Source organism: Arthrobacter sp. WCS2018Hpa-7, from assembly GCF_031843805.1.
Lineage (GTDB): Bacteria > Actinomycetota > Actinomycetes > Actinomycetales > Micrococcaceae > Arthrobacter.
In genome coordinates this window covers 23488-47664 of sequence record NZ_JAVTJB010000009.1, presented here as the reverse complement: position 1 = coordinate 47664, position 24177 = coordinate 23488, and the positions used below count along the sequence as shown (strand labels likewise).

Sequence of the window (24177 nt, the reverse complement as noted above, 5' to 3'; positions counted from 1 at the left end):
CTCCCGGAGCGATCCTTTGAGCCGGATCATTGCCGGAGTCGGTGGTGGGAATCCGCTGACCAGCGTCCCCGGAACTGCCACGCGGCCTACGACCGACCGTGTCAAGGAAGCGCTTTTTTCCCGGCTGGAGTCGTTGGCGGTTATCGCCGATGCCCGCGTCCTGGACCTTTACGCCGGCTCGGGAGCCCTGGGCATTGAGAGCGCCAGCCGGGGTGCAGGCAGCGTGGACCTGGTGGAGTTTGATGCCAAGGCGAGCGACGTCTGCCAGCGCAATGCGGACTTGGTGAACCAGCTTCTGGGCGGCAGGAAGGTCTCGGTCCACCGGTCCAAAGTGGAGTCGTTCCTGGAACGGGCACGTGAGGGCGCGCTGTGGGACTTGGTTTTCCTCGATCCGCCATACCCCTTGGACGAACCGGCCCTGAGCGAGGTGTTGGATAAACTCGCGCCCCATTTGGATGAGGGCGCCGTGGTGGTTGTCGAGCGGAGTTCCAGGAGCCCGGAACCGGCGTGGCCTGAGACCATGGAGTGCTTCGCCGACAAGAAGTACGGCGAAACCAAGCTATGGTTCGCTGAACCGGCCTAGCGGGTCGAGCTGCCGTGGTGGGTGGGGGACGGGGCCTTAGCCGGCAATCCGGTCCAAGTCCATCCCGGTGAGGACAGCGGCAGGATGCGGGCCGCGGGCCAGCAACTCCACCGTCCATTCCGTCGTCCACCGTCTGCGTGTGCCAACAAGAATGATGTTGCCGGGAAAACGGCCCTCAAACATGCCCGTTTCCGCGACGGCGGCAACATCCTGCATGGCCTCACGCAGGGCCGTCACCTGGCTCCGCACCAGGGTCAGGGCGGGTTCGTCTCCCACATTGACGATCAAGACCCCGTCAGGGCTCAGCCGTGCGGCAGCTTCCTCATAGAACTCTTTGCACGCGATGTGTGCCGGGGCCTCCGGCCCGGAGAAGATATCAAGAATCACGACGTCGAACGTCACCTCGGCGCCAAGCTCCGCCAGCGCGTCGCGCGCGTCACCAATGTGGGTAGTCAAGGTGGTGCCCTCGGGCATGGGAAGTTTGTGGAGTACGAAGTCCAGGAGCTCGCGTTCCAGTTCCACGGCATACTGTTCCGAACCAGGGCGGGTGGCCTGGATATAGCGGGCAAGGGTCAAAGCCCCTGCACCCAGATGCAGTGCGCGGATGGGCGCCCCGGGCGTAGCCGCCAAATCCACCACATGACCGATCCTACGGAGGTACTCATAGAAGATCTCCCGCGGATCCGCGAGGTTGACGTGTGATTGCTCGGCCCCGCCGATGCTGAGGATGAAGCTGCCCTCAATGAGGGTATCTGCGTCAATGGTGGCGTGCTGCCCGGTGGTCCGGAGGTAGCGCGAGGCGACGTGGTGTCCGGAGCCGGTGGTACTCAGAGCCGGTCCTTGAGCGAGGCGAGGCGTTCTGCGGCTTCTTCAAGGACGGACGTCTTTTTGCAGAAAGCGAACCGCAGCAGGCTGCGGGTGCGCTCGGCTCCCTCTGGATGGCAGAAGACCGGCACCGGAATTGCCGCAACGCCCACCAGGCCTGGCAGGCGCCTGGCGAGGTCCACGGAATCGCGGATACCCAAGGGGGCGGTGTCCACGTTGATGAAGTAGGTGCCGTTGGGGATGTACACCCCGAACCCTGCCGCACGCAGCCCTTCGGCCAGAATGTCGCGTTTGTGCTGGAGCGTACTGGCGATGCCGGAAAAGAACTCGTCGGGAAGGCCGAGGCCGACCGCGATAGCTCCCTGGAACGGTGTCCCCGAACTGTAGGTCAGAAACTGTTTCACTGTGCGCACAGCAGAGACCAAGTGTTCAGGACCGCTGAGCCAGCCGATTTTCCAGCCGGTGAAGGAGAAGGTCTTGCCTGCGGAGGAAATGGTGATGGTCCGGTCCGCTGCTCCCGGGAGCGAAGTGACGGGGACGTGGTCTACGTCAAAGGTCAAGTGCTCGTAGACCTCGTCGCTGACAATGATGGCATTGTATCTGGCCGCGAGTTCCACGATCTTTGCCAGGACATGGTGGGGGAAGACGGCGCCCGTAGGATTGTGCGGATTATTCAAGAGGACAATGCGGGTCCGGTGGGTGAAGGCACCTTCAAGGGCAGAGAGGTCAGGGAGGAAATCCGGTGCCAGCAGGGGAGCGGTGACGTGTGTGGCACCTGCCATGCCAATGATGGCGCCGTAGGAGTCATAGAAGGGCTCGAACGTCAGGACTTCGTCGCCCGGTTGGGTGAAGGCGAGCAGTGTTGCCGCGATCGCTTCCGTTGCTCCGGTGGTGACAAGCACTTCGGTCCCGGGGTCAGGGGCCAGGCCGTAAAAGCGCTGCTGGTGTGCCGTGATGGCTTCCCTCAGGACGGGAAGGCCTTTGCCGGGTGCGTACTGGTTGGCCCCGGATGCAATGGCCGACTGGGCTGCCATCTTGATCTCATCGGGCCCGTCCTCGTCTGGAAACCCCTGGCCAAGGTTGATGGCACCGGTGGAGAGCGCAAGCGTGGTCATCTCCTCGAAGATGGTCACCCCCAGCCCGCCCTCGGGTGAGAGCAGATTGGCTCCGATGGCGGCCCGTTGCCAAGGTGCTGTGCTGGTACCTGGGGTGGTGCCGGCGCTCGTATCGAGGGAGGGGCTGCTGCCTGCGGATGCCATGTCTGCCATGGTATCCCGGCGAAGCTATGGGGTAGGTTCGTCTCATGAGACGAGCGGTTTGCCCTGGATCCTTTGACCCCATCCACAACGGACATCTCGAAGTCATTGCCCGGGCAGCCGGCCTCTTTGACGAAGTCATTGTGGCCGTGTCCACCAACTACGCCAAAAAGTACAGGTTCAGCCTGGAAGACCGCATGGAAATGGCACGCGAAACGCTGGCGTCCCTTCGCGGAATCATCGTGGAGCCCATGGGCGAGGGACTGCTGGCTGAATACTGCCGCCACCGGGGAATATCGGCCATCGTCAAAGGCCTCCGCTCATCCTCCGATTTCGACTACGAATTGCCCATGGCCACCATGAACCGTCAGCTGGCCGGCGTGGAAACTGTATTCCTTCCCGCTGAAGCGCACTACGTCCACCTGTCCTCGACACTCATCAAAGAGGTGAACGTGTTGGGAGGGGATATTTCGGATTTTGTCCCCAAGTCGGTGCTGAAGCGTCTCCTTGCTGGCGAGCCTGCAACGGAACACCCGCGCAAAGGGTAGGCTTGATGGGTACCTCGCGCCCTTTCGCGGAGTGCCCCAAGCTGAAACCACCGTGCATTTATGCGCGCCCGGCGTCAGTTTGAGTCCTCAAGCGTGATCAGGCTAAGATGGTACGTCGGTCATATGTTCTACAGGAGTTCTCATTAAGCGAGATGCAAGTTCGCCCTTGGCGCTGGTAGTCAAGGACCTTGGACGTAGTCCAGGGACCATGCGGACACTCAACGAGCATGTACCTGCGCCAAGTGACCTTGGTGTGGCGCTCATTGGCGTGAAGGAAGGCTCGGATATCGAGCTGGATCTTCGCCTTGAGGCCGTACACGAAGGAATTCTGGTATCCGGCACCGTAATCGTCGATGTAACCGGCGAGTGCGGCCGATGCCTGGATCCCCTTGCGTATGACCTTGAAGTCAATGTGCAAGAACTTTTCTTCTATGAAGGCGTAGAGCTTTCGGGCGGAGAAGACGATGAAGAGCAACGTCGAGTCGAGTACGATCTGATCGATCTTGAGCCGGTGTTGCGGGACGCAGTTGTCACTATGCTGCCGTTCCAGCCGGTGTGCCGGGAAGACTGCCAGGGTCTGTGTTCCGAATGCGGAGCGCGCCTGGAAGACGAGCCGGGGCACCACCACGAGGTCATTGACCCTCGCTGGGCTGCCCTAGCTGATCTGGCTAAGACTGACCGGCAAACCGATTAGTAAGTGTTCGTCTAAGAGAGAAATGAGATAGCCGTGGCTGTTCCCAAGCGGAAAATGTCTCGCGCAAATACACGCGCCCGCCGTGCCCAGTGGAAGGCAACTGCCCCCAACTTGGTCAAGACCATCGAAAACGGTCAGGTTACCTACAGCCTGCCGCACCAGGCAAAGGTCGTTACTGACTCTGCCGGCACCGCGCTGTTCCTTGAATACAAGGGCCGCAAGGTCGCAGACGCCTAATCTGCCGTACAGGCTGACTAAGGATGTCTTCAACTGAAGAGCTTCTGAAGCGTCTCGGTGTCTCGATTGACACCGAGACGCTTCGTCTTGCTCTGACACATCGCTCATACGCGTATGAGAACGGCGGGATTCCCACCAACGAGCGCCTCGAGTTCCTCGGCGACTCCATCTTGGGCTTCTCTGTCACTGACTCTCTCTACCGTGAGAACCCCACGCTGCCTGAAGGCGAGCTCGCAAAGCGGCGCTCCGCCGTCGTCAGTACCCGCGCCTTGGCCGGGATCGGACGGGAAATTGGCGTTGGCGAGTTCATCTACCTCGGGCAAGGCGAGAAGCTGACCGACGGTAAGAACAAGGCCTCCATCCTGGCCGACACCATGGAAGCCTTGATTGGCGCCACCTATCTGTCCAACGACATGGAGACCGCACGCCAATTGGTGATGCGGCTGGTGGGTCCGCTCCTCAAGGACGCCGGAGCCCTTGGCGCCGGAACGGACTGGAAGACGAGCATCCAGGAATTGACTGCCAGCCGGCAACTGGGTGCCATCCACTATGCCGTGGAAGGTTCCGGACCGGACCATGCCCGTACTTTTGAAGCCGTGCTGAACATCGGTGGAACCCCCTACGGGCGGGGCTCGGGTCATTCCAAGAAGGAAGCGGAACAGGAAGCCGCCGCTGATGCCTGGCGTGCTCTGACTGCCTTGGATCCGACTGCTGCCGGTCCTGCTTCCGTTTGAGCCCCGATGCCTGAGCTTCCCGAAGTAGAGGTAGTACGCCGCGGCCTGGCACGCTGGGTCCGCGGCCGTTCCGTGACCGGCGTCGACGTCCTGGATCCGCGGTCCATCCGACGGCATGCCCTCGGAACTGAAGACTTCATCGGGAACCTGGAACACGCCACGGTGCTGGATGTGGTGCGGAGAGGTAAATTCCTGTGGATGCCCCTTGCCATGCCGGGCTTACCTGACGCCGAATCAGGCCCCATTGAAGAACTCCCTGCGGTGGCCCTCATGGCGCACCTGGGGATGAGCGGCCAACTACTGATGCAGGACCCGGACGTTCCGGACGAAAAACACCTTAAGGTCAGGATCACGCTCAGCCCGGTGGAAGGCATGCCTGAACAGTTGCGGTTCGTGGACCAAAGGATTTTCGGCGGCCTGTTCGTGACGTCCTTGGTACCGACGCCGGATGGCGGCCCAGGCGGTTTGGGTGAAACACCCTTGCCGGAGATCGCGGAGGAAGCGGCCCACATTGCCCGGGATCCGCTGGATCCCTATTTTTCCTTCGACGCGTTCCATCGAAAGATCAAGAACCGGAAGACGGGCATCAAGAGGGCGCTGCTGGACCAGTCCGTCATCTCCGGCATCGGCAATATCTATGCGGACGAAGCCTTGTGGCGCGCCCGTCTCCACTACGCCAGGGCTACGGACACCATGCGCCGAGCGGATGCTGAGAGGCTGGTTGAAGCGGTCAAGGACGTCATGAATGCCGCACTGGCCGCTGGAGGGACCAGTTTTGATTCCCTCTATGTGAACGTCAACGGTGACTCCGGATACTTTGCACGGTCGCTCAATGCGTATGGGCGTGCCGGCGAACTGTGCAGCCGTTGCGAAGAAATCGGCCTTCACAGTGTCATGAAAAGGGAACAGTTCATGAACCGTTCCTCCTATACGTGTCCTGTATGCCAGCCCCGGCCTCGGAACGGACGTTGGTAGGGCCAAAACTGTTCCGGAATCCGGAACGCAATGGCAGACTGTCCCCATGAACAGCTTGGCGCTTCGAATCGCCATCGCAAGGATCAACGCCACCTCAATCCGGGTGGCGTCACTTCTACCCGCGGCCGTTCTGGATGCAGATTCCAACTGCCACTTCAACGTCCCAGCCGGTCCAGGTAAGCCATGATGGCGCGGCGGCTGGTCATAGCGGGTATCTGTCTTGCTGTGCTCATTGCCGCCGTGGCCATTGTGTTCGATCAATTGGCCAGGCCAGGCGCTACGTCCGCGCAGGGCCCTGCGTCGTCAAGTTCGAGCCCTGAGGGGAGCGCCGGTTCCACCGACGCCGCCGCACCGACGTCCGGCAGTACGGCCTCGGGCGCTGCGAACGGTGCAACCGGAGGCAGTGCAACCGAGGGCAGCGGCAGCGGTACCAGCGGCACTGAAGGCAATGCCGGTACATCTACTGCCAAGCCGCTCGAAGTCCTCCCTCCCGTCACTGCCACGCCAACAGGCTTGCCTGAACCTTCCGCCCCGGCTCCGCTCATCACTGGTGCACTCCCTGAGCCCGGCAGTGCGTCGGGTGAGCTGGTGGACGGCTGGCCCGACGGCGTCCTGTCGCTGCCGGCCGGAACCACTATTGGGTCTACCTCGGTTTCCACGTCCGGTGACATCCTCCAGCTGACAGCGGACGGCATTATTGCAAAGCCGCGGGCTGAGGTCCTGGATTCCTTCCGCCAATCGTTGGTATCACACGGATTTTGGACCGAGGACGCGCCAGCCGCGGAAGGCTCGGTGGCGGCGCGCTTTGTGCGGGGCACTGACACGGTCACGGTTTCAGTGTCCACCACAGGAACCGGCAGCTCGCGCTTCCAGCTGCTGGGCAGCCTGCACACAACGGCGGAGTAGGGGAATCGATGTATATTTCGCTCTCAGACCGCAGCGGCGGTAAGCGGGACAAGTCACGGAACAACGCAACGGCACTGGCAGCGGAGGTGCCGTTCCGTTTGTCCCCGGTCATCCTGTGGTTGGGCATCGTGAGCATGGTGACCGATGTTTCCTCCGAATCGGTCACGGCGATCCTTCCCTTATATGTGACGGGATTTCTGGGGCTGTCCACTATCGCGTTTGGCTTCATTGACGGCATCAACCAAGGCGCCAGCGCCATCGTCAGGATTGCGGCCGGGTGGGCAGCGGATCGCAGCGGGCATCCCAAACGGATAGCGCTGGCCGGGTACGGCCTTTCCATGCTCGCGAGGATAGGTTTCCTGTTTGCCGGAGGATTCTGGGCGATTGCGGCAATCGTGACAGGCGACAGAATCGGGAAGGGCATTCGGACGGCACCGCGGGACGCACTGATCTCGGTGTCCGCCCAGCCGGAACATTTGGCGCGGTCCTTTGGCGTTCACAGAATGCTGGACAATATTGGGGCGGCGGCGGGGCCCTTGATCGCCTTCTTTGTCCTGTTGATGATTCCCAACGGATTCAGCACCGTCTTTGTTGTCTCTCTGGCTTTCGCGGTGATCGGGGTCGCCGTCCTGGCGCTGGTCGTTCCGGATATCCGTGCCCATGGCCTGAAGAGCACTGAGGGACGGGAGGGCAAGCCACTCTTCGCCTTTTCGTGGAGCCATCTGAAGGAACCGGGTTTGGGCAAGCTGTTGATCGCTGCAGCCCTTTTGGGTGTGGTGACCATCGGTGATGGCTTCATCTATCTGGTTCTGCAGGCCAGGGATTCCTTCGCCGTCCAGTGGTTCCCGTTGCTGTTCGTCGGCACCAATGTGGTTTTTCTCGCCCTCGCAATTCCGCTGGGACGGCTGGCTGACCGGGTGGGCAAGGTTCCGGTTTTCGTGGGTGGGCACATTGCCTTGCTGGCAACCTACCTTCTCGCTGCGGCACCTTTCGGTGGACTGTGGGGCACCGTGGGATGCCTGGTCCTGCTGGGAGCATTTTACGCCGCAACGGATGGTGTCCTGGCCGCCTTGGCCAGCCAACTCACTCCGGCGGGCAAGCTTGCTACAGGGATTGCTTCAGCACAAACGGTGGTGGCGCTGAGCCGGATGACCGCCTCTGCAGGCTTCGGGGTGCTCTGGTATGCCGTGGGTGCGCCGACGGCCATGGTGGTGGCCAGTGGACTCCTGGGCTGTGCAGTGGTGGCTGTCACCGTGATCCTGCGGAGTGCCAAGCCATCCGCACGCCGGGACGTGGGCAGTGGGGCATGAGCGGGACACTGACCGGCAGCAAGGTGCGGTGGGGCGTTCTCCTGGCCGTGACAGCACTTGTCCTGGCAGCAGCCGGGATTTACGCGGTCGGCGCCTATCAGCGGTTCGAAGAGAGCCAGGCTGCGGCATCGTCCGTGGGCGTCACTGCGGGCCAGCCACTTCCCACTGCTCCCTTTGTTCTTTTCCGGAACACGGCCTCGGGCCAGGGGTACGGCAACGCGGCAACCGTGCCCTTGTCCGCTCCCGGGGGTACCCGGGCGGTGAGTGAACAAGAATGCGACCGCGTCTATGGAACGGCCGATACCGTGGTGTGCCTGAAGACGAACCGCGGACTGGTGACAGCCTTCGAAGCAGCAGTCATGAACCGCGACTGGCAGATCCAGCGCTCATGGCCCGTCCCGGGCATTCCGAGCAGGACCAGGGTCAGTGCTGACGGCTCCATGATCGCCACTACCGTCTTTGTCACGGGTCACTCCTACGCTACGTCGGGATTCTCCACAGCCACTGAGATCAGCCTGCCCGGGGGCACGACCGGGAACCTCGAGGATTTCGCGTTGATGGTCAACGGTGAGCGCCTGGTAGCCACGGATAGAAACATCTGGGGAGTGACCTTCGCGCCGGGACAGAGTGATGTCTTCTACGCCACAGCGGCATCGTCCGGCCGTATCTGGCTGGTCCGGGGGAGCCTGTCCGCGAAGACCCTCACCGCCATCCACGACCATGTGGAATGCCCGTCGATCTCGCCTGACGGCACTCGGATCGCTTACAAGAAGAACGACGGCGGCGGGCTGGTTGCCCATTGGAAGGTCGCCGTCCTTGACCTCGCGTCAGGTCAGGAAACGGTTCTTTCGGAGAAGCGCAGCGTGGATGACCAGATTGAATGGCTGGATAACCGGAACCTGCTCTATGGCTTGGCAGATGATGCAGTGGAAGGCGACAGCAACATTTGGCAGCTGGGCACCGAACCGGGCTCGCAACCGAGCCTGTTCATCGCGCACGCGTGGTCGCCAAGCGTCGTTCGCTGAAGCAGGTGCGCTGAAGCAGGCACGCCGAAAGCACTCACGCTGAAAACACTCACGCCGCAGCGATTCGGCTGAAGTGGACGCGCTGATGCATACCGCGGTGAAGAGTGAGCCCGGCACAGCTCCGCTGGCGCCCGGCCCGGAGTTCAGGGGTCGGACGCCAGCGGAAGTGGTGTGTCAGGCAGCCTCAGCAGAGCCCAAGCAAGCCGCAGAGCAACCCACCTGACTGGGTCGGACTGGGAGATGGACTGGGCGAGGGGCTCGGGGAAGCAGTAGCAGTAGCCGTTGCCGTTGGTGACGGTGTGGGCGTGGCCGTCGGAGTAGCTGTGGGCGACGGAGACGGGGCCGCGATCTGCTGTGCCGGCGCAGTGGTGGAATACACCACATCCACAAAGTAGTTCGTCGCGTTCCACGAGGTGGTTGGCATGACGCCCCCGGATCCATACCGGTAGCGGCCGTTGTTCGGGCCACTGGCCGTGAATACCCCGCTTGTGTAGGTCTGGTTGAAGAAAGCAGAGGTATAGGAGTAACGGCCGTTGGGTGCCCTGTAGGACACCACGTAGGTTTGGCCTGTCACCAATGCGACAGGTGCCGACAGGGTGGCAGTTTGCCATCCCGTGGCCGTTTCATTGGTGAAGGTCACCTGCGCCAGGCGCGTGCCCGCGGAGTTCCACAGCGAACCCACGTGGGTACCGGTGTTGCCGGCCCCCTTGTAGAAACGTATGCCCGTCACGTTCCCGGCCTGCGAAACACTGAATGCAGTTCCAAGTTCCACAGGCAGGAAGTCAGCAGCAGAGACTATTTGGGGTGTCAGCGATCCAAAGATCGTGGACACCTGGACGGTGGGCGCCGCAGTGGTGAATTGCCAATTGGTAGTTGGGAACGGCTGCCCTTGTTGGGAGACGACATTACTCACGCTGGCCGAGATCACGGTGCTGTTGGGCAGCGCCGCGGTGGGGGTGAACGTGACGGTTCGGCTGTCCGCAGAGAGGGCGGCCGCACCAGCCACCGGATTGCCGTTCGCTGTCAGGGTGAACGACGCGCCCGGCCGGATGGCGGAGGAGAAGGTGATGGAAGGCTTCACGTCCGTTGGAATGCCCGTGGCCCCAGGAGCCGGTACCTGTTCGGAGATCGTCAGGGGCTGTGCGGCGGTGGCGAAGACCACGTCCACCAGGTAACTGGCGGTGGAGGAGGATCCTGGGAAATCACTGTTGTAACCGAAAGCTCCCGAGTCAGCCGCCGTACGCAGTGGCCCGCTGGTGAACCCTTCACCGAATCCGCCGGCGGTGTAGGAGTACTTACCAGTGGGTGCCTTGTACGCCGCCACATACTCAGTGTCGGCCGTAATGGTCACCGGTTGGCTGAATGTTGCCGTCTGCCAGCCGGTACTCGACTCATTGGTGAAGGTGACCGTGGCCAGGAGCTGTCCCGTGGCTGTGTAGAGCGAACCGGTGTGGGTCCCCGTGTTGCCGGCCGCCTTGTAGAAGCGCACGCCGGTGATCTGGCCCGCGGTGTCGCTGGCGAACCGGACTCCGAGTGACAACGAAACCCCGTCATCGGCGTCGGGCGTGGCAGGCGTCACTGTGTCCTGGTAGAGCGTGCACGGGCAGACGCCGGGAGTACGCGGTGCTGGAACTGTGGTGAAGGCCCACGTTCCACCCGCAGACATTGGCTGTCCGGACACGGACGTTGCCGTCACGGTGGCTGTGTAGGAGGTCCCTGGGGCCAACGGAGCGGTGGGGGTGAACGTGACTTTACGGGTAGCTGAATCGTAGGCCGACGCGCCGGCTACTGCGGCGCCCCCCGTCACCTTCACTGCCAGGCTGACGCTGGACGCCACCGCGGCCTCGGACAGCACTGCGCTGACTGCGGTGTTCAGCGGAACACTCGAAGCATTCGGCAGCGGCGAGTGCGAGCCGACCGTGAACGGCGTGTTGGGTACAGTCACCACGACGTCCACCAAATAGCTGGCAGTCGATCGTGAGGCGGCAAAGTCGCCGCTGTAGGTGTACGCGCCGGCATCCGAGGCCGCCCGCAGCGGGCCAACACTGAGCCCTGACCCGAAGCCGTTGGCGGTGGCCGAGTAGGTACCGGTCAGCGACTTGTAGGACACGATATACTCCGTGTTCGCGGCCATCTGGACAGGCTGGCTGAACATGGCGGTCTGCCATCCTGAGGCACTTTCGTTGGTGAATGCCACCGTGGCCAACTGCTGTCCGGCGGCGGTGTACAAAGCACCATTGTGGGTACCGGTGTTGCCAGCGGACTTGTAGAAGCGGATACCCAAAACCTCACCCGCGGAAACACTGGAGAACCTCACTCCGAGGGTCACCGGCACGCCTTCACGCAGTTCGGCGATCCCGGGTGTGACGGAGTCATCGAAGAGGCTGCAGGGGCAGGCACCCGGAACAGGCAACGTCGCTGCGGTGGTGAAGGACCACGTGCCACCGGAGGTGACCGGACCGCCGATCGAATCGGTGCCGGACAATGTCGCGGTGAATTGGGTGCTGAACGCCAAGGCGTTCGACGGCGTGAATGTGGCCCGACGCGTCGCGGCGTCGTACGCCGTAGTGCCTGCTACAGGTCCCGACGGCGACTGCAACGTCAGCTGGACGCTTGCCGCCGTGACGGGCTTGGAGAAGACTGCACTCACTTTGGTGTTCACGGACACGCTCGACGACGACGGAATGGGCGTATGGCCCGAGACGGTCATGGGGGAGCTGTCTACCGTGCTGAAGAGCGCGTCCGCGAAGTAGTTGCCACCATTGAAGCTGGTGGTGGGGAATCCTGGCGAGGTGCTGTATACGCCCGCCGGTTCAGCCCCGAAACCACCAGCAACCTTCAACGGCGCGTCGGTGGAACCGAAGCTTGCCCATTGATGGTCCTTGGTGGCGTAGTGGCCGTTGGGTGCCCAATAGGACGCCGTATATTTCTGGCCGGCCGCAACAGGCACGGCCTGGCTGAACAGGGCTGTTTGCCAGCCGGAGGCCGTTTCATTGGTGAACGTAGCCGTCGCCAGGCGCTCGCCGGTTGCGCTCCACAATGAGCCGGTGTGCGTGCCGGTGTTGGCGGTGCTCTTGTAGAAGCGGACGCCGGTGATAAAGCCGTCCACTGATGGGGTGAAACGCAGACCCATTTCGTAGGCTCCACCGTCACCTGAGTCCTTGACCACAGGAACTGTTTGGCCGAACACGCTGTACGGTCCGCTGAGGGTCAGGTTCCTGGTGACGGCGGCACCGATGTTGGCGCTGTCGTCGATGGCCCGCGCCTGGATGGTGGCCGTAGCGAGGCCCTTCTGGATGTACGTATAGCTCCAACTCTGCTTGCCCGTGGCGGGGTGCCAGGTGGCGCCCGCGTCCGTGGAAACTTCGACGCCGGCCACCACTCCACCCACGTCTGTGGCCGTGCCGGTCACGGTGACGCTGCTGCCGTGCGCCACGGTGGCTCCGTTGGCAGGTGTGGAGATGGCAGCTGTGGGCTTGGTGGTATCGGTGCTGGCGACTGCAGCAACCAGTCCTGCCGCGCGAGTGGCTGGTTGCGCACCCATGTCGGCGAGGATGTTGACCTGCGCCTGCCGCATGCGGGCATCGGCGGGTGCGCCGTCGCCGTCGTGCTCCTGGTCCAGGCCCCATGTCCACTGGACGCTGCCTGCTGAAAAGACCAACGCGCCACTGGCTGCGCGGTAGAGGGTTACATTATGGGTGGTGCTGCCGGGAGCTACTGTGTTGCCGAAGTCCTGCAGATATTCCGGGACGTTTCCCACGGTGGTGGACAGCCTGACGAGTCCAGCGGGCCGGAACCCGTTGTCCAGGTCCTCGTTGGATTCATATCCCACGGTGTGGGGTGCAAGTGCTGTAGAGGAACCCGCCGGCATTGATGCCAAGGTGGTGTTCCGCCAGAGCCTGGTCTTGCCCTCGTCGGCTTTGACGGTCACCGGGAGGTCCGAGTGATTGGACATATAGATTGTCCCCGTCACGGCATTCTCGGGCAGGCCTCCGCCGTTGGCTTGGGAAGCGAAGCGGGGGTCACGCCACGTGCCGGTCCACTCCGTGCTGGGATCGATCTTGGCGTTTCCCCAGGTTTCCTTGTAGCAGGTCAGGGTGCGGTTGGCGGCACTGTCAACGGTTGAGGGCTCAAACCTGGTGCGCCAGTACATTTCGTTGCCCGACAGGAACTGGAGATTGACGCCGGCGTCCCTCGCGGCAGTGACGTTGGCCCGTTGGGGGCCCGACCAATACTCGTCGTGGCCGACCGAGAGGAACACCTTGTGGTTCAACAACTCGGCGCCGTTGCGGTGCGTATCCAGGCCGCTGATGTAACTGACGTCATAACCGTTCTGCTCCAGGAACCGCACCATGGGGTATTCGTTGGAGAAGTAGAAATCCCTGCCGCCAGGGCCGTCCCTGGTTGCCATGGGCCGGTTGTAGCTGACTTTGTAGGACCTGCCGTTCGCGGCGCCCTGGTAGAAGTCCGAGCCGCCGTAGGTGTTGTAGGCCTGCCATGTCTGGTCAGCTGTTTGGAACACGACAGCGGAGCGGCTGCCGTCGTTGCGGACGATGAACGTGATGTGGCTCTTCGCGCCCGTATCGGGACGCCGGAGGAGCGCGATGTAGACGCCCGAGACAGCGGTAGCCGGTACCTGCCACGTTGCCGATACTGCCCACGTCCCGCAGTCGTACAACTCTGTGGCGACGTCGTTGCGGCAAGCGGGCTGGGTCTGGCGTAGCACTGATGGCGTCACGTCGGCGATCTTGCGGGCGCCGTTGCCCGCATACCAGCCGGTCCGGTAGATCGCGATGGTGTAGCTCGGTGCGTTCGTATCCACCTTGAACCGGATGGGTTGGCCGGCGTTGACACTGATTTCAGTGGAGAAGCCCTGGATGCTGTCGTCGCCGGCACCATTGATGTCCCACTCCGACGACGGACTTCCGGTCTTGGAGTTCTCACAGGCCACGAGGTTCACTACGGGGTCGCAGGGACCTGCAGCTACCGCGGCGGACGCCGTGAGGGGTAAGAGGGCCGCCACCAGGGCGATCACCAAGGGCACGAGAAAACCCTTGAGGACTCGCTGGGGTCGGTTGGCTGAAGTACCGGGCATCAGAACTCCTGGGGGTGGCGCGCCGAAAATGCGAATGCGGGTCCGCGATTTCACGCACGGTCCCTGCTTGCCGCTCCCCAGCCAGGGTCAAACCAAGATCTTCAGTTACAAAACAGAGGGCATTGTGCACTTGTCTCGACGTTCCGAAGATCGGGACCGGATCCGGAAGTGGCTGAACCGAAGTTCATGCTCCTGCCGGATCACCGGAACGAACAGGTCAAGTTGCCCTTGGCAGGAGTGTAGGGGTGTGGCTGGCCGACCACAAGGCGTTCCGGCAACAGATCCGTGGATTTCGCTCAAACGGCAGTAGATTTAGGGGATACAACCACCCGGGCCACCCAGGAGAACCGAAGCGCCTTGCACCTGAAAAGTTTGACTGTCCGAGGATTCAAGTCGTTTGCGTCGGCTACGACGTTCGACTTTGAGCCCGGCGTCACTGCTGTTGTCGGGCCCAACGGGTCGGGTAAATCCAACGTGGTTGATGCCTTGGCGTGGGTGATGGGGGAGCAGGGCGCCAAGACCCTGCGCGGCGGCAAGATGGAAGATGTCATCTTCGCCGGCACATCCGGCCGGCCGCCCTTGGGCCGCGCGCACGTGTCCCTCACCATAGACAACGCGGACAACGCGCTCCCTATCGACTACAGCGAAGTCACCATCTCCCGGACTCTCTTCCGGACCGGCGGTTCCGAATACGCCATCAACGGAGCGCCCTGCAGGCTCCTGGACATCCAGGAACTCCTCTCCGATTCCGGCCTCGGCCGTGAAATGCACGTCATTGTGGGTCAGGGACAGCTGGACCGGGTTCTGCACGCCACACCGGAAGACCGGCGGGGTTTCATTGAAGAGGCCGCAGGCATCCTCAAGCATCGCCGCCGCAAGGAAAAGACTGTCCGCAAACTCGAAGCCATGCAGGCCAACCTGGCACGGCTCGGCGACCTCACCGCGGAAATCCGGCGGCAACTGACTCCGTTGGGCAAGCAGGCGGAAATCGCACGCCGCGCCCAGACAGTCCAGTTCGATGTCCGGGATGCCAGGGCGCGCCTCCTTGCCGATGACCTGGTGCAGCTCACTACCAGCCTTGAAAAGGATGTTGCTGACGAAGCCGCGTTGAAAGAACGGCGACTCGTGGTGGAGGCGGAGTTGGGGAGCGGACGTCGGCGCCAGGCTGCCTTGGAACAGCAGGCTGCCGAAGCAACCCCGAAGCTCAACGCCGCGCGGGATCATTGGTACCAGCTCTCTGCCGGCCGGGAAAGGCTGCGTTCTCTGGGATCCCTCGCTTCTGAACGTCGCCGTCTTCTGGGTTCTTCGGAGGCTGCGGCGGACACAGGCCGGGACCCGGAACAGCTGGAACGCCAGGCGGCCCGGGTCCGCGACGAAGAGTCTGACCTGCAGCACGATATCCTGGCGAAGCAAGCCGCACTCCTTGAAGCCACGGTGGCCAAGGACGCTGCTGAATCGCTGGCGGCCGCTGAAGACAAGAGACTGACTGCGATGTTGCGCGCCGCTGCCGACCGCAGGGAAGGGCTCGCCAGGCTGGCAGGCCAAGTGGCTGCGGCCAGGTCCAGGGCTGAAGCCGCCGAAGCTGAACGCGGCCGGCTCAGGGAATCCCTCGCATCCGGCGATGAACGTCGCCGCAAGGCCCAGAGCGAGTTCACTGCCCTTGAATCCCAGGTGGCAGGCGTTGAGGACGGCGAGGAGAGCCTGGACGCCGACTACGAAAATGCGAACGATGTCCTGGATGCCGTGCTTGCCGAAATTGAGGAACTGAAAGCCGCGGAACGGGAGGCTGTCCGCGAGCGGGATGCCTTGACGGCGCGCCGGGATGCTCTTCAACTGGGACTCAACCGCAAGGACGGCTCCGGCAGCCTGCTCTCGGCTGAGGGTGTTCTTGGGCCCCTGGCTGCGCTGGTAGCCATCGAACCGGGGTTTGAGGCTGCCATTGCTGCGGCTCTGGGTAGCGCCTCGGAGGCCTTGGTGGTGGCAGATGCAGATGACGCACTGGCGGCCATCGGTTCCTTGAAGAATAACGACGCCGGCCGCGCAGCATTGCTCCTGGCCGGCGGATGTGCCGGCAGTGCTGAAGCCCGCGCCGGTGTGCTCCTTCCCGCCGGCAGCCGCTGGGCTTCGGACGTCGTCAAAATTTCCGATCCCACGGCCCAAGGCGCGTTGGCCCTGCTGGTGGGGACCGCCGTCGTCGATGACCTTCGGACCGCGGCAGGGCTCGTCAAGGAACACCCGGATCTCACAGCGGTCACGCGTGAAGGCGATGTTTTCACAGCCTTGACCATCACCGGCGGCTCGGCCACAGCGCCGTCGCTGCTGGAAGTCCAGGCTGCAGTGGACGACGCCGGTGCCCGCCTCCAGGAGGTCACAGCCCGTTTGGAGCGGGGTCGCTTTGCCCTCGCCGGCGCCCAGTCCCGCCGCGCCGAAGCGCAGGACCGGGCCGACGCCGCGCTGGAACGCTTGCACGAGTCCGATGCCCGTCTGGCGGCAGTGGCGGAACGCCTGGGCCACCTCAATTCCGTCCTTCGCAGTGCCGTGGGTGAAAGCGACAGGCTTGCCGCCTCCATGGCCAAGGCCGAAGCCAACATTGCGGACGCCCAACTGGACCTTGAAGTCGCCGCGGAGCGGCTCGCCGCCGCCCAGGAGGCCCCCGACGAGGAACCCTCCACGGATCAGCGCGACGAACTCGCCGCGCAAGCCAGGATGGCCCGTTCCCTCGAGACAGAAGCCCGCCTGGCGCTCAGGACCGCCGAAGAGCAACTGGGGGCCATCAGCAACCGGGCCGCATCGCTTGAGAGGGCGGCCGCAACGGAACGGCGCGCCCGTGAAGAGGCGGCCCGTAGGGCCCAGCGCCGCCGTGCCCAAGCCCAGCGCGCCGCAGCTGTGGCGTCAGCCGTGGAAGAAACACTGCGGTTCATCGATGTCTCAGTGGAGGCTGCCAGCTGGGAGCGCGACCTCGCAGAGCAGACACGGGAGCGGTTGGAGACGGAACTGACGCTCGTCCGGACCGGTAACGATGCTTTGGCGAAGGAGCTGGCCGAACTGACGGATTCCGTGCATCGGGACGAGATGGCGCGAACCCAGCAACGCTTGCGCATCGAGGCCTTGGAGACGCGTTCCATCGAGGAACTCGGCCTGTCCGCAGAGCAACTCGTGGCAGACTACGGACCCGAACTCCCTGTTCCAGTGCCCGCGGGCACGGCAACCGACAAGTGGGCAGAGCTCCGGACACCAGTCGATGAGCATGGCGAAGCAATCGTGGAAGGCATTCCGTTTGTCAGGGCTGAGCAGGAGAAGCGGCTGCGAAAGGCTGAGCGTGAACTGGCTGCCTTGGGCAAAGTAAACCCGCTGGCGCTGGAGGAGTTTGCCGCGCTGGAAGAACGGCATCAGTTCCTCAGCTCGCAGCTCGAAGACCTCAAATCCAGCCGCAAAGACCTGTTGGACATCATCAAAGAGGTGGACGCCCGGGTCCAGCAGGTCTTCACTGAGGCCTTTGCTGATACGTCTGCCCAGTTCGACCACGTCTTTGCCCGGCTTTTCCCGGGCGGTGAGGGCAAGCTGGTGCTCACGGATCCTGACGACATGCTGACCACGGGAATCGAAGTGGAAGCCCGGCCAGCAGGCAAGAAGATCAAGCGGCTGTCCCTGCTCTCCGGTGGTGAACGGTCCCTCACAGCAGTGGCGCTGCTGGTGGCGATTTTCAAAGCCCGCCCGTCGCCGTTCTACGTCATGGACGAAGTGGAAGCTGCCCTGGACGACACCAACCTGGGCCGGCTCATCACCATTTTTGAGGAATTGCGGGAGTCCAGCCAGTTGATTGTGATCACCCACCAGAAACGGACCATGGAAGTGGCAGACGCCCTCTACGGTGTGACGATGAGGGGCGATGGCGTCTCCACCGTCATCAGCCAGAGGCTCGGTGCCGGGGCGTAGCTTTATGAGAAGGTAGGGGAGTGAACGATTTCCTACCCATAATTCTGTCCATTCTCGCTGCCCTCGTGGTGGTCGGCGGACTCGTGCCGGTACTCCTGAAAGCCCGGAAGTCCGGAGCGAAGTACCCTGCAACCCGGGACGCCAACGACCCCCAGCAGTCGTCGGCAGCGGGCGGCGGAACCTTGGTGGAAGAGCGCCCGGAAGCGGTGAAAGCCCCGGCGCCCACCTTTGATGGAACCGTTGAGGGCGCGGATGTGCCCGACGACGCCGCAGGGCTCGAAACCATCGACATCGACACCCCCGCGCCTGTTGAAGGCCGCCTGACCCGCCTGCGTGCCCGATTGGTCAGGTCCAACAGCATCCTGGGCAAGGGCCTCTTGGCTCTGTTGTCGGGCGACAAGATCGACGAAAACGTGTGGGACGAGGTGGAGGAAACCCTCCTGCTGGCCGACCTCGGCACCGAACCCACCATGCAGCTGGTTGATGCACTGCGTGAGCGCGTCAAGGTCTTGGGCACCCGCAGCCCCGAGCACGTCAAGGCGATGCTCCGCGAAGAACTCATCAAGCTGGTGGATCCCTCCATGGACCGTTCCCTGAACGTCGAGCGCAAGGGTGACCGTCCCGCCGTCGTGCTTGTTGTTGGTGTGAACGGTGTTGGCAAGACCACCACAGTAGGCAAGCTGGCACGCGTCCTGGTTGCCGAAGACAAGGACGTCCTGCTGGGCGCAGCTGATACCTTCCGCGCAGCTGCTGCCGAGCAGTTGGCCACGTGGGGACAGCGTGTTGGCGTGCCTACCGTCAGGTCCGACATCGACGGCGCCGACCCCGCCTCGGTGGCTTACGAGGCCGTGAAGGCCGGCATCGACCAGGAAGTCGATGTTGTCATGGTGGACACCGCGGGACGACTCCAGAACAAGACCGGCCTGATGGACGAACTTGGCAAGGTCAAGCGCGTCATCGAGAAGCTGGCTGAAGTGGACGAGGTCCTGCTGGTACTGGACGCCACCACCGGGCAGAACGGCCTCAACCAGGCCCGCGTTTTCGCCGAGGTGGTCAACATCACCGGCATCGTGCTGACGAAGCTGGACGGAACCGCAAAGGGCGGCATCGTTGTGGCAATCCAGAAGGCGCTGGGCGTGCCGGTCAAGCTCATTGGCTTGGGCGAAGGCCCCGACGACCTCGCACCCTTCGACGCCGAGAGCTTCGTGGACGCTCTGCTCAACTAGCGCAGCTCCACAGCTTTCGCACTCAACTGGCTGGCAGCCACGGGGTGCCCTGAGGACTCAGGGCACCCCGTGGCTGCCAGTCAGTTTTTGGGTTTTAGGGGTTCGCGGGCCAGCAGCCAACCTGCTGCCGTGAGGAGGAGAACGCCACCTGTGATGCAAAAGGCCCAACCATAGCCCAGTTGGTCTGCCAGGAGGCCCGCCACAACTGGTCCGATGATGGCGCCAGTGTCTGCAGCCATTTGGAAGACCGCCAGCACCTTGCCTCCGGAGCGTCCCCGGCCGATGACATCGGCGACGGCGGCTTGTTGGGCCGGGCCCAGCAAGCCGGATCCGAACCCAGCCACCGCGGAAGCGATCAGGAATCCGGTCAGGTCCGTGGTGAGACCGATAACGCCGGTGGCCGCGCCCGTGATGACCAGTCCCGGGATCAGCAGGGGCTTCCGTCCCCAGGCGTCGGCCAAACGCCCGGAGAAGGTCAACGCCAAGGCGTTGCCCACGGCAAAGATGGCCAAAGCCCACGCTGCCGTCTCAGGTTTGGACTGCAGGACAGCCACTGCGAAGAGTGGAATGGTGGCCATGCGGACGCCGAAGGTCACCCAACCGTTGCCGAAACTCGAGAACACCGCGGCACGGTAGGCGGAATCGGAGAGAGCTTCCTTCAGGGTCATGGCCGGCGCCGGCTCAGCATCTTGTGCGGCGTTGCCTTCACCGCTCAGCATGGTCCGGACCACCAGCGCGGCTACCAGGAGCGCTCCTGCGTACGCCAGGAAGGGTACCCGGAGGCCGAAACCTGCCAGCAGTCCTCCCACTACCGGCCCCAGGACGCTGCCGATCAGGAAAGCCGAGGCGTACGCACCGGAGACCCGACCCCGCCGTTCAGGGGGCGCCAGGCGGATGAGCAGTCCCATGGCGGCCACGGTAAACATGACGGAGCCGGCTCCTCCGAGGCCGCGGAAAATCAGAAGTTGCCAGTAGTCCTGGGCAAACGCGCACGCCGCCGTGGACACCGCCACGATCAGCAGACCTGAGACGTAGACGTTCCGCTCTCCAAAGCGTCCGATCAGGGCACCGCCTGCCGGAGCAAACACCAGCCTCATGAAGGCGAAGATGCTGACGATCACCGCGGCAGCCGTGGCGCCAACGTCGAATGTAGTGGCGAATTGCGGCAGTACGGGCGCCACCAGCCCAAAGCCCAACGCGATCAGGAACGCTGCAGCCAACATCACCTTGATGTCGCGGGGCAACGGGGCTTTCTCCTGCCGGATCCTTGGAGCTTTGACGGATCTGGGCGACTCGGTCATACGGGGCGGGTCCTTCAAGGTGATGTGGGGCGGTGGTGGGCCGGATGGTCAAAACTGGGGATTTCCAGAGAAGTCCGACGCCTGAAACATATCCGTAACACCGAAGATATGCACCATTTACGTTGGGGAGGTTGTTGTAACCAGCGCGCAATATAAAACCCGAGCAGGTGAAACACGGCGGCACAAAACTCTTAAGCAGGACGCAAACGGCGTCAGGACAGCGGTTGAACCGCAGATCTAGCAAGAGAGGAACGTGCACCATGGAACTTACCGCAGGTCACGTATGGGTCATGGTGGCGGCGGCGCTTGTGCTGTTCATGACACCTGGTCTGGCATTTTTCTACGGCGGCATGACACGCGCCAAGGCAGCCTTGAACATGATGATGATGAGCTTCATCTCCATCGGCATCGTGGGCGTCGTCTGGGTGCTGTGGGGCGCCTCGATGAGCTCCGGCGAGGGCTTCATGGAGATCGTGGGCAACCCGTTCGCTACCTTCGGCCTTGAAGGCATCGATACCCCTGATGGCCTCATCAAGGTTGGCTATGCAGCCACCTTCGCCATCATCACCGTTGCACTGATCAGCGGCGCGATCGCTGACCGCGCCAAATTCGGCGCCTGGAGCATCTTCGTTCCCGTCTGGGTGACCTTGGTCTACTGCCCGCTGGCCTACATGGTCTGGGGTGGCGGACTGTTCGGTCCCGAAGGCGCAATCGGCAAGGCCCTCGGCCCTGCCATCGACTTCGCCGGCGGCACCGTGGTGCACATCAACGCCGGTGTGGCGGCACTCGTCCTGGTCCTCATCATCGGCAACCGCCGCGGCTTCGGCAAGGACCCGAACCACCGCCCGCACAACATTCCGTTCGTCATGCTCGGCGCAGCGATCCTCTGGTTCGGCTGGTTCGGCTTCAACGGCGGTGCCGCAACAACAGCAGAGCAGGGTGGCCTGATCTGGATCAACACCCTGGCAGCTCCCGCGGCGGCCATGATCGGCTGGCTCATCACCGAACGTGTCCGTGACGGACACCCGACCTCGCTGGGTGCCGCATCCGGTGTTGTTGCCGGCCTCGTGGCCATCACCCCCGCATGTGCCAACGTGAGCCCCGTCGGTGCCCTTGGGCTTGGCGTGGTCGCCGGTGTGGCTTCAGCCCTGGCCGTTGGCCTCAAGTTCCGCTGGGGCTTCGATGACTCCCTGGATGTTGTGGGCGTCCACCTCGTCTCCGGCATCATCGGCACCGTGGCATTGGGCTTCATCGCCCTTCCCACCGACGGCGTGGGCGGCGGCCTCTTCTACGGCGGCGGCATGGCCCAGATGTGGGCCCAGCTCGCAGCGGCCGGCATTGCCATCGCATTCTCGGCCATCATGACGGCCATCATCGCCTTCGCAATCCACAAGACCATGGGCTTCCGGGTTTCCACGGAACAGGAGAACGTTGGCGTCGACCTCAGCCTCCACGCTGAGACGGCCTACGAATTTGGAGTCAACGGCCACGGTGGCAGCTTCCAGCCGCTGCACAACGCAGTGACAGGAAAGTCGGAGACCGCCGCAGCCAAGACCCCCGCAGAAGGCAAGGAGAGTGTCCAGGCATGAAGCTCATTACAGCGATCGTCCGTCCCGAAAAGCTTGAAGCAGTCCGGGAAGGCCTCGAATCATACGGGGTCCAGGGCCTGACGGTCAGCGCGGCCAGCGGCTACGGCCGACAGCGCGGCTACACCGAGGTGTATCGCGGAGCCGAGTACAACGTGGACTTGCTGCCGAAGATCCGCATTGAGGTCCTCGCCACGGATGAGCAGGCCGACGACATCCTCGATGTCCTCATCGCCAGCTCCAACACCGGACGCGCCGGTGACGGCAAGGTGTGGACCGTGGATGTCTACGAAGCAGTCCGGGTCAGGACCGGTGAGCGCGGCTCGGCCGCAATCTAGGTCCTCCACCCACAAAGCGGGCCGGGTACCATTCAAGGTACCCGGCCCGCTTTCGCGCTTTGAGGCTGGGGTCACGCCGGTTGCCTTTAGTCCGCTGCCTGTCGTTAGTCCACGACGCCGGTGGGCCAGTCCGCCGGCCCCGCGCTGCCGGCGTCGTACTCTTCCAGCGGGACGTCGCCGCTCTCCCAGGCGCGAAGGACCGGCTCGATGATCCGCCAGCAGTCCTCGGCCGTATCACCGCGGACGGACAGGAGGGGATCACCGCTGAGGATGCCCTCCAACACCTCACCGTAGGGCAGCATGCCGGCGGCGTTGAGCTCGGTCACCAGGCTGGCGCGGTCCAGGGTGAAGATGTCGCCGGGGCCGTTCACGTCAACATCAAGCTGGAGTACGTCCGGACCGAAACCGATGCGCAACTGGTTGGGGGAGTCCACGCCGGAGAAGCCCCTGGGGAGGTGGGGGACCGGGCGGAAGGTGATGACGGCTTCCTTGCGCCGCCGTCCCATGGCCTTGCCGGAGCGCAGGATGAACGGAACCCCATTCCAACGCCAGTTGTCGATGTCCACACGGACCTCGGCGAGGGTCTCAGTATTGCGGGCCGGATCAACCCCGTCTTCCGCTGCGTAATCCGGCACCGACCGCTCCCCGAGGGTTCCGGCGGTATACCGTGCCCGTCGTGTGGAGTCTTTGAACGGGGCCTTGATGCTGCTGGCACGCAGAACGGTGGCCACGGCATCGCGCAGGTCCCGCTCTTCGAGGGTTGCCGGCGCATCGATCGCCAGGAAAGCCATGATGTGCAGGACGTGGCTCTGGATCATGTCCCGGAGCGCCCCGGCAGTGTCGTAGTACCGGGCGCGTCCCTCGAGGGCCAGATCCTCGTCAAAGACGATCTCCACTTTTTCGATGTGTTCGCGGTTCCACACAGGCTCCAGGAACCGGTTGGCGAATCGAAGGCCCAGGATGTTCAACACCGTGGCTTTGCCCAGGAAGTGGTCCACGCGGTGGATGTGGTCTTCGGGGACCAGGGCTGCGAGCGTCTTGTTCAGCTCGTGGGCGGATTCCGTGCCTGAGCCGAAGGGCTTCTCCATCACCAGGCGTGTCCCGGCAGGCACCTGATCGCTGTGGAGTACCTCGCAGGCCTTCTGGCTGACCTGGGGAGGCAAAGCGAAATAGATGGCGACAGGTCCCTGCAGCCTGGCCAGGAGGTCAGCCAGGGGACCGTCCGCTGTGACATCAAGCTGGTGGTACTCGGTGGCGTCCGCGACTGTTGCCAGTGCCGCCCGGCCGGCATCATCAGCCGTGCCGGAAGCCGCGTTGAACGCGCCCGCAACCCGCTCCCGCCATTGTTCCGGAGACCAGGGGTCCGAGCCCGCACCCACCAGCCGTAATCCGGGAGCCCTGCCGGAAGCCAGCAGTCCAGCCAGTCCGGGAAGCAGGAGCCTTCCTGTCAGGTCCCCGGAGGCGCCGAGGATGAGCAACGTTTTTACAGTTGTTTTGCTGGTCACTGTGCCAGCATGCCATCTTGCAGGTGCGACTTGGTACCCTAGATAGTCGAGTCCCCTAGTCGATTCAGATTTGTTGGGTTGAGACATGTTTGCTGGG

The 24177-nt window shown here is 63.3% G+C and carries 18 protein-coding genes; 13 read left to right on the top strand and 5 right to left on the bottom strand.

The genetic code is table 11. From position 1 onward, the window contains the following. Positions 1-16 precede the first annotated feature (16 nt). Positions 17-583, top strand: a complete 567-nt coding sequence (gene rsmD, locus RQH14_RS11765; RefSeq protein WP_311213415.1) for a 16S rRNA (guanine(966)-N(2))-methyltransferase RsmD — start codon at positions 17-19, stop codon at positions 581-583. Between the two features lie 36 nt (positions 584-619). Here the strand turns inward: rsmD and RQH14_RS11760 are convergent, their stop codons facing one another. Together RQH14_RS11760 and RQH14_RS11755 are read right to left on the bottom strand one after the other, a co-directional pair. Continuing rightward, complete coding sequence (locus tag RQH14_RS11760) at positions 620-1414, bottom strand: fused MFS/spermidine synthase (protein WP_311213504.1); 795 nt, start codon at positions 1412-1414, stop codon at positions 620-622. After that, the gene (locus RQH14_RS11755; RefSeq protein ID WP_311213414.1) at positions 1411-2676 is read right to left on the bottom strand and encodes an aminotransferase class I/II-fold pyridoxal phosphate-dependent enzyme; all 1266 of its coding nucleotides are present in this window, start codon (positions 2674-2676) and stop codon (positions 1411-1413) included. Before RQH14_RS11755 ends, RQH14_RS11760 begins: the two co-directional genes overlap by 4 nt. Before the next feature lie 35 nt (positions 2677-2711). Here RQH14_RS11755 and coaD point away from each other — a divergent pair, with 35 nt between their 5' ends. The 8 genes from coaD (at position 2712) to RQH14_RS11715 (ending at position 9093) form a co-directional block, all read left to right on the top strand. Then, the gene (gene coaD / locus RQH14_RS11750; RefSeq protein WP_159702284.1) at positions 2712-3212 is read left to right on the top strand and encodes a pantetheine-phosphate adenylyltransferase; all 501 of its coding nucleotides are present in this window, start codon (positions 2712-2714) and stop codon (positions 3210-3212) included. 166 nt (positions 3213-3378) lie between these two features. Beyond that, complete coding sequence (locus tag RQH14_RS11745; RefSeq protein ID WP_089595442.1) at positions 3379-3906, top strand: DUF177 domain-containing protein; 528 nt, start codon at positions 3379-3381, stop codon at positions 3904-3906. Positions 3907-3939: 33 nt separating this feature from the next. After that, a complete protein-coding gene (rpmF, locus tag RQH14_RS11740; protein WP_011775139.1) occupies positions 3940-4143 on the top strand; it encodes a 50S ribosomal protein L32 in 204 nt (67 codons plus the stop codon). A 23-nt stretch (positions 4144-4166) separates the two neighbouring features. Further along, complete coding sequence (gene rnc, locus RQH14_RS11735; protein ID WP_311213413.1) at positions 4167-4877, top strand: ribonuclease III; 711 nt, start codon at positions 4167-4169, stop codon at positions 4875-4877. A 6-nt stretch (positions 4878-4883) separates the two neighbouring features. After that, the gene (gene mutM / locus RQH14_RS11730) at positions 4884-5852 is read left to right on the top strand and encodes a bifunctional DNA-formamidopyrimidine glycosylase/DNA-(apurinic or apyrimidinic site) lyase (RefSeq protein WP_311213412.1); all 969 of its coding nucleotides are present in this window, start codon (positions 4884-4886) and stop codon (positions 5850-5852) included. Between the two features lie 183 nt (positions 5853-6035). Continuing rightward, complete coding sequence (locus RQH14_RS11725) at positions 6036-6758, top strand: hypothetical protein (RefSeq protein WP_311213411.1); 723 nt, start codon at positions 6036-6038, stop codon at positions 6756-6758. A gap of 86 nt (positions 6759-6844) precedes the next feature. Beyond that, positions 6845-8068: an MFS transporter gene (locus RQH14_RS11720; RefSeq protein WP_311213503.1), complete on the top strand. Its 1224-nt coding sequence runs from the start codon at positions 6845-6847 to the stop codon at positions 8066-8068. Next, positions 8065-9093, top strand: coding sequence for a hypothetical protein (locus tag RQH14_RS11715; RefSeq protein WP_311213410.1), 1029 nt, complete (start codon positions 8065-8067; stop codon positions 9091-9093). The genes RQH14_RS11720 and RQH14_RS11715 overlap by 4 nt, the downstream gene beginning before the upstream one ends. A 184-nt stretch (positions 9094-9277) precedes the next feature. Here RQH14_RS11715 and RQH14_RS11710 read toward each other — a convergent pair whose 3' ends face one another. Continuing rightward, the gene (locus RQH14_RS11710; RefSeq protein ID WP_311213409.1) at positions 9278-14188 is read right to left on the bottom strand and encodes a DUF4082 domain-containing protein; all 4911 of its coding nucleotides are present in this window, start codon (positions 14186-14188) and stop codon (positions 9278-9280) included. Between the two features lie 357 nt (positions 14189-14545). On the opposite strand from RQH14_RS11710, the gene smc reads away from it, so the two are divergent. Continuing rightward, positions 14546-18124, top strand: a complete 3579-nt coding sequence (smc, locus tag RQH14_RS11705; RefSeq protein WP_311213408.1) for a chromosome segregation protein SMC — start codon at positions 14546-14548, stop codon at positions 18122-18124. 20 nt (positions 18125-18144) lie between these two features. Continuing rightward, positions 18145-19350, top strand: a complete 1206-nt coding sequence (gene ftsY, locus RQH14_RS11700; protein WP_311213407.1) for a signal recognition particle-docking protein FtsY — start codon at positions 18145-18147, stop codon at positions 19348-19350. An 80-nt stretch (positions 19351-19430) separates the two neighbouring features. Here the strand turns inward: ftsY and RQH14_RS11695 are convergent, their stop codons facing one another. Continuing rightward, positions 19431-20651, bottom strand: coding sequence for an MFS transporter (locus RQH14_RS11695; protein WP_311213406.1), 1221 nt, complete (start codon positions 20649-20651; stop codon positions 19431-19433). Between the two features lie 260 nt (positions 20652-20911). Between RQH14_RS11695 and RQH14_RS11690 the strand changes: the two genes are divergently transcribed. Next, entirely contained in the window at positions 20912-22240 is a 1329-nt protein-coding gene (locus RQH14_RS11690; RefSeq protein ID WP_311213405.1) for an ammonium transporter, read from the top strand. Then, positions 22237-22575 (top strand): P-II family nitrogen regulator, encoded by a 339-nt coding sequence (locus RQH14_RS11685; RefSeq protein ID WP_089595433.1) that lies wholly within the window; start codon positions 22237-22239, stop codon positions 22573-22575. Before RQH14_RS11690 ends, RQH14_RS11685 begins: the two co-directional genes overlap by 4 nt. Before the next feature lie 104 nt (positions 22576-22679). On the opposite strand, the gene RQH14_RS11680 is transcribed toward RQH14_RS11685, so the two are convergent. Continuing rightward, positions 22680-24080, bottom strand: a complete 1401-nt coding sequence (locus RQH14_RS11680; RefSeq protein ID WP_311213404.1) for a glucose-6-phosphate dehydrogenase — start codon at positions 24078-24080, stop codon at positions 22680-22682. Positions 24081-24177: the final 97 nt, after the last annotated feature.

What these genes read in the sequence shown, in the direction of transcription:
- coaD (WP_159702284.1), top strand. Translation starts at nt 2,712, where the DNA reads ATGAGACGAGCGGTTTGCCCTGGATCCTTTGACCCCATCCACAACGGA.
- rnc (WP_311213413.1), top strand. Translation starts at nt 4,167, where the DNA reads ATGTCTTCAACTGAAGAGCTTCTGAAGCGTCTCGGTGTCTCGATTGAC.
- RQH14_RS11755 (WP_311213414.1), bottom strand. Translation starts at nt 2,676, where the DNA reads ATGGCAGACATGGCATCCGCAGGCAGCAGCCCCTCCCTCGATACGAGC.
- RQH14_RS11715 (WP_311213410.1), top strand. Translation starts at nt 8,065, where the DNA reads ATGAGCGGGACACTGACCGGCAGCAAGGTGCGGTGGGGCGTTCTCCTG.
- RQH14_RS11725 (WP_311213411.1), top strand. Translation starts at nt 6,036, where the DNA reads ATGATGGCGCGGCGGCTGGTCATAGCGGGTATCTGTCTTGCTGTGCTC.
- mutM (WP_311213412.1), top strand. Translation starts at nt 4,884, where the DNA reads ATGCCTGAGCTTCCCGAAGTAGAGGTAGTACGCCGCGGCCTGGCACGC.
- RQH14_RS11695 (WP_311213406.1), bottom strand. Translation starts at nt 20,651, where the DNA reads ATGACCGAGTCGCCCAGATCCGTCAAAGCTCCAAGGATCCGGCAGGAG.
- RQH14_RS11710 (WP_311213409.1), bottom strand. Translation starts at nt 14,188, where the DNA reads ATGCCCGGTACTTCAGCCAACCGACCCCAGCGAGTCCTCAAGGGTTTT.
- RQH14_RS11685 (WP_089595433.1), top strand. Translation starts at nt 22,237, where the DNA reads ATGAAGCTCATTACAGCGATCGTCCGTCCCGAAAAGCTTGAAGCAGTC.
- RQH14_RS11690 (WP_311213405.1), top strand. Translation starts at nt 20,912, where the DNA reads ATGGAACTTACCGCAGGTCACGTATGGGTCATGGTGGCGGCGGCGCTT.